Below are 5,182 nucleotides of genomic sequence, written 5' to 3' on the forward strand. Positions count from 1 at the left end.
TCTCGGCCATTCAGTGCTGATTTGTGACCGTGATGTATATATTGCCGTGTCGGGCAGTTCGAAAAAAGACTACTTGAACAAGTCGATCAGCGAAATGCTGGAAAGAACAATGGATCAGCGCAGTTCCGTGCTTGAGAGTGATGCAAAATCAGTACAGCTTGTTAATGGCATAGATGAGGACATGAATTCATATACTGTCGGCCCAATTGTGGCGAATGGCGATCCGATAGGCGCCGTGGTGATTTTTTCAAAGGATCAGACAATGGGCGAAGTAGAGCATAAAGCCGTTGAGACAGCAGCTGGATTTTTGGCTCGTCAAATGGAACAGTAGGTCTTATTCCTTTTATCGAAAATAGGTATGAAAAGAACAGCTCTCCTTGGGAAGCTGTTCTTTTTTCATGCATGCCTAAAAAGGATTCCAAGGGTTGGGATGTGGTATAATAACCTCGTTTTTATTTGTGCCGCGGTAATACGTGAACCGTATTGCCCCTGACGTTGGAAAGGAGCTTTTGGATGGATGATTCAATAGGCGTTAAACGGCATTGGATTTGGCAGGGGGCTTTTGTTTTAATTCTGGCAGGCGTCATCTCAAAAATACTAAGCGCCGTTTACAGAGTCCCGTTTCAAAACATTGTCGGCGATGTTGGATTTTATATATATCAGCAGGTATATCCCTTTCTTGGTATTGCGGTCATGCTGTCCACATCAGGATTTCCGGTCATTATTTCGAAACTGATGAATGATTATAGTGAAAAAAGCCATCACACCATATTAAAAATATCAGCGTTGTTTTTGTCTATCATCGGTGTTTTATTATTTCTTTGCTTATATATGGGCGCTGTTCCAATCGCACTTTTTATGGGAGATTCACATCTCGCCGTGTTAATTCAAGTAACTGCGTTTGCATTTCTGCTGTTCCCGTTTGTCGCGTTGCTTAGAGGCGGTTTTCAAGGGCGGCAAGATATGCTCCCGTCAGCCTTATCGCAGATGACAGAGCAGTTTCTGCGGGTTGTGGTGCTCTTGGGCTTATCATTTTGGCTCGTCAAACAGGGGGCCTCGCTCTATACTGCAGGGGCGGCAGCCGCTTCCGGGTCTCTTGCCGGAAGTTTCGTTGCGTTGATGATACTCGGATTTTTTTGGTTCAAAGCGAAAAGAGATAACCAAACGGATAGGCAAAATGAAAACGTCATAACAACAAAAGAATTGACGAAAAAACTGCTTTTATATTCGGTTACAATTTGTGTAAGCAGTTTGCTTCTTTTGTTTATCCAGCTTGTCGATGCTTTGAATTTATATGCTTTGCTTTCGGACGGTGAGGCAAGCGAAGAGGCGAAACGCCTAAAGGGGATTTATGATCGGGGGCAGCCCTTGCTGCAGCTCGGTTCAGTTTTCGCGGTGAGCATTGCGACGTCACTCGTTCCGTATATTTCTAAGGCCGTAAAGAACAAAGAGTTGAAGATCATGAAAGAAAAAGTCACGTCTTCTTTAAAACTATGTCTTGTGCTGGGTACAGGAGCGTCGGCTGGATTGATCTGCATTCTTGAGCCGGTCAATATCATGCTATTTCAAAATGGCGAAGGGACAGCTGCGTTACAAGTATTCAGCTGCTCCATTTTGTTTGCATCCTTGGCAGTTACAGCAGCCGCAGTTTTGCAGGGCGCTGGATACACAGTTTTTCCTGCGATAGCGGTAGGCGCAGGTGTTGCAGTGAAATGGGTGTTAAACACCCTTTTGGTTCCGCGCTATGGGATTGAAGGTGCATCACTTGCAACAGCGGCATCCTTTGCGGCTGTCGCCGGCCTTAACTTGTATCAGCTTCGGCAAAAGGAATGGCTCGATAAGATCAGAGGCATTATGATTCCGCTCATTGGATCTGCCCTTTTGATGTCGGCTGTCTTGCTTGCGTATATGCGCTTCTGGACTTTCTTGATTCCTGCAGCAGGACGAGGAGCGGCTGTGATTGAAAGTCTTTCTGCTGTTGCCATTGGTGGCGCGGTGTTTATTTATTGTATGATGAAATTGGGAATATTTACAGATGAAGAGCTGAACAGTGTGCCTTTTGGCAGCAAGTTAAGCAAAATCATAAAAAGGAGAGAACAAAATGGCGGGTAATATTACAGTCGTCGGACTTGGTGCCGGAGACATGGACCAATTGACAATTGGTATACATAAGCTGCTGACGAAGGCAGATACGCTGTATGTCAGAACCAAGGATCACCCTTTAATTCAGGAGCTTGAAAAAGAAACGAAGAACATCCGTTTTTTTGACGATATATATGAGAAACATGACCAGTTCGATGCAGTATATGAGGAAATTGCAGATATCCTCTTTGAGGAGGCGCAGCGTGAGGACGTGGTTTATGCTGTACCGGGACACCCTTTTGTCGCAGAAAAAACAGTACAGCTGCTGACGGAGCGGCAGGAAGAGGAAAATGTTCAAGTGAAAGTTGCGGGAGGACAAAGTTTTCTTGATGCCACATTCAATGCCTTGCAAATCGACCCGATTGAAGGTTTTCAATTTGTGGATGCCGGCACGTTATCCGCGGATGAGCTTGAGCTCAGACATCACCTGATCATTTGTCAGGTTTACGACCAAATGACCGCTTCTGAAGTCAAGCTGACATTGATGGAGAAGCTGCCTGATGATTATGAGGTTGTGATCGTGACAGCGGCTGGGAGCCGTGACGAGGAGATCCAGACAGTGCCTTTATTTGAGCTGGACCGTAATGTCGCCTTGAATAACTTAACAAGTGTGTATATTCCGCCGATTAAAGAAGAGAAGCTGCTTTATCACGAATTCTCTGCATTTCGAAGCATCATCAGAGAGCTTCGCGGGCCTAATGGATGTCCGTGGGATAAAAAGCAGACACATCAGTCATTAAAACAGTACATGATTGAAGAATGTTATGAACTTCTCGAAGCAATTGATGAAGAAGACACAGACCATATGATCGAAGAGCTTGGCGACGTTTTGCTTCAGGTCTTACTTCACGCGCAAATTGGTGAAGATGAAGGTTATTTCACAATTGATGATGTCATAAAAGGAATCAGCGAAAAAATGGTCCGAAGACATCCCCATGTGTTTAAAGATGTTAAGGTTCAGGATGAACACGATGTTTTGGCAAATTGGGAAGACATAAAAAAAGCCGAAAAAAACACATCCGGAGCATCATTATTAGACAGTGTGCCGAAAACCCTACCAGCTCTTTCGAAAGCTTCTAAACTTCAGAAAAAAGCAGCAAAGGTTGGTTTTGATTGGGAAGACGTCGGCGATATTTGGGAAAAGGTAAGCGAGGAAATGAAGGAATTTTCTTCTGAGGTTTCTGAAGATCCTCATGAACACAATCTCAAGGCTGAGTTTGGCGACATTTTGTTTGCACTTGTGAATGTAGCCCGCTTTTACAAAATAGAACCGGAGGAAGCGCTGGCCATGACCAATGACAAATTCCGGAGACGGTTCTCGTATATTGAGGAAACAGCGAAGGAAAAGGGAATCGAGCTGGCTGATATGTCTCTTGAGGACATGGACAAACTGTGGAATGAAGCAAAAGAAACTGAGAGGAGATCGTAAATATGAGATTAGATAAATTTTTAAAAGTATCACGGCTGATCAAACGACGTACACTAGCAAAGGAAGTAGCTGACCAGGGACGCATCGCTATTAACGGAAACCAGGCCAAAGCAAGCTCTGACGTAAAACCGGGAGATGAACTAACGGTCCGCTTCGGCCAAAAGCTTGTAACGGTTCAAGTAAATGAGTTAAAAGACACGACGAAAAAAGAAGAAGCTGCAAACATGTATACGATCCTAAAGGAAGAAAAACTCGGCGAATAGGCTTGTTCTAAAAAAATCCCCCGCCTCATACAATGCAGTAATAATGCTAAAAGTATCGAGGATATGGGGGCTGAATAGATGAATTCATATTATGATCAAAAAGATTCTTCGTCTGTTCCGGAACAGCATGATGTGACAATGAAAGGCCGGAAGCATTTAGATATTTCTGGGGTGAAGCAAGTGGAGAGCTTTGATAACGAAGAATTCCTGCTGGAAACGGTGATGGGAATGCTCTCAGTCAGAGGCCAAAACCTTCAGATGAAAAACCTAGATGTTGAAAAAGGGATTGTTTCTATTAAAGGCAGGGTATTTGATTTAGTGTACTTAGACGAACAACAAGGGGATAAAGCTAAAGGGTTTTTTAGCAAGTTGTTTAAATGACGCTAACGACACAATTCTATACAATGCTGGCGATGTCCGGTATGGGCCTCTGGCTTGGGGCGTCGCTTGATACATACCGGCTCTTTGTCATTCGTGCCAAAACAGCCAGATGGCTATTATTTATTCATGATATTCTTTTCTGGATTGTGCAAGGGCTGCTTTTCTTTTATGTCTTGCTACATGTAAATGAGGGAGAATTCAGGCTGTATATCTTTTTAGCGGTTCTGCTGGGCGTTGCGACGTATCAGAGCCTTTGCAAACGAATCTATATAAAAATACTGAAATTCGTCATTTACCTTGTTGTTTCTGTTTATCAATTCTTCAAAAAACTCATTCAGCACGTGTTATTTCGTCCTATTGTGTTGACATGCGGAGCGGTCATCTGGCTGGCGGCGTTTTTATCAAAGAAAACATACCGCCTAATCGTTTTTCTCTCGTCGTGTCTATATAAAATAGCCATGGTTCTGTGTTTTCCGATCCGTTTTATCGCAAAACAATGTTTGAAACTTCTTCCTGTAAAAATGCGTCATACTTTTAGACGTTATTTTGAAAAAGGTGCAGGATTTCTCAAAAAGAAGAAGAAACTATTGGTAACCATAAGAACGACCATTACACGTTTTTTGAAGAGATGAAAGGAGGACCGTCTGGTTTGAATTTTTCCAGAGAACGAACGATAACTGAAATACAAAACGACTATAAAGAACAAGTAGAACGGCAGAATCAGCTGAAGAAAAGAAGACGCAAAGGGCTGTACAGACGGTTGACTGTATTCGGCGCCCTAGTATTCCTGACGGCAATTGTGCTGGCAAGCTCTGTATGGTCCCAAACATCTTCCCTTAGCGCAAAAGAAGAAAAGAAAGAACAGCTTGAAAAAGAACTGAAAAGTTTAAAGACAAAACAAGCGGATTTAAAAGAAGAAATATCCAAATTGAAGGATGAGGATTACGTCACAGAGCTTGCCAGAAGA

General features: G+C 43.2%; 7 protein-coding genes. All 7 read left to right on the forward strand.

Going from position 1 to position 5,182, the window contains the following annotated elements:
* Window positions 1-331, forward strand: a 331-nt coding sequence (locus RAC86_RS35060; protein WP_377886656.1) for a stage V sporulation T C-terminal domain-containing protein, incomplete at its 5' end; no start/stop codon positions are given.
* 182 nt (window positions 332-513) lie between these two features.
* The gene (locus tag RAC86_RS35065; RefSeq protein ID WP_072565623.1) at window positions 514-2,112 is read left to right on the forward strand and encodes a putative polysaccharide biosynthesis protein; all 1,599 of its coding nucleotides are present in this window, start codon (window positions 514-516) and stop codon (window positions 2,110-2,112) included.
* Window positions 2,102-3,571: a bifunctional methyltransferase/pyrophosphohydrolase YabN gene (gene yabN / locus RAC86_RS35070; protein ID WP_072565624.1), complete on the forward strand. Its 1,470-nt coding sequence runs from the start codon at window positions 2,102-2,104 to the stop codon at window positions 3,569-3,571. Before RAC86_RS35065 ends, yabN begins: the two co-directional genes overlap by 11 nt.
* Before the next feature lie 2 nt (window positions 3,572-3,573).
* Window positions 3,574-3,834, forward strand: a complete 261-nt coding sequence (locus RAC86_RS35075; RefSeq protein WP_003218370.1) for an RNA-binding S4 domain-containing protein — start codon at window positions 3,574-3,576, stop codon at window positions 3,832-3,834.
* Window positions 3,835-3,912: 78 nt separating this feature from the next.
* Window positions 3,913-4,215, forward strand: coding sequence for a sporulation protein YabP (yabP, locus tag RAC86_RS35080; protein ID WP_014112309.1), 303 nt, complete (start codon window positions 3,913-3,915; stop codon window positions 4,213-4,215).
* Window positions 4,212-4,847, forward strand: coding sequence for a spore cortex biosynthesis protein YabQ (yabQ, locus tag RAC86_RS35085; RefSeq protein WP_072565625.1), 636 nt, complete (start codon window positions 4,212-4,214; stop codon window positions 4,845-4,847). The genes yabP and yabQ overlap by 4 nt, the downstream gene beginning before the upstream one ends.
* A gap of 17 nt (window positions 4,848-4,864) precedes the next feature.
* Window positions 4,865-5,182 (forward strand): cell division protein DivIC (divIC, locus tag RAC86_RS35090; RefSeq protein WP_377886658.1); only part of this gene is annotated, 318 nt, incomplete at its 3' end.

The organism is Bacillus sp. LR_5 (genome assembly GCF_042709275.1).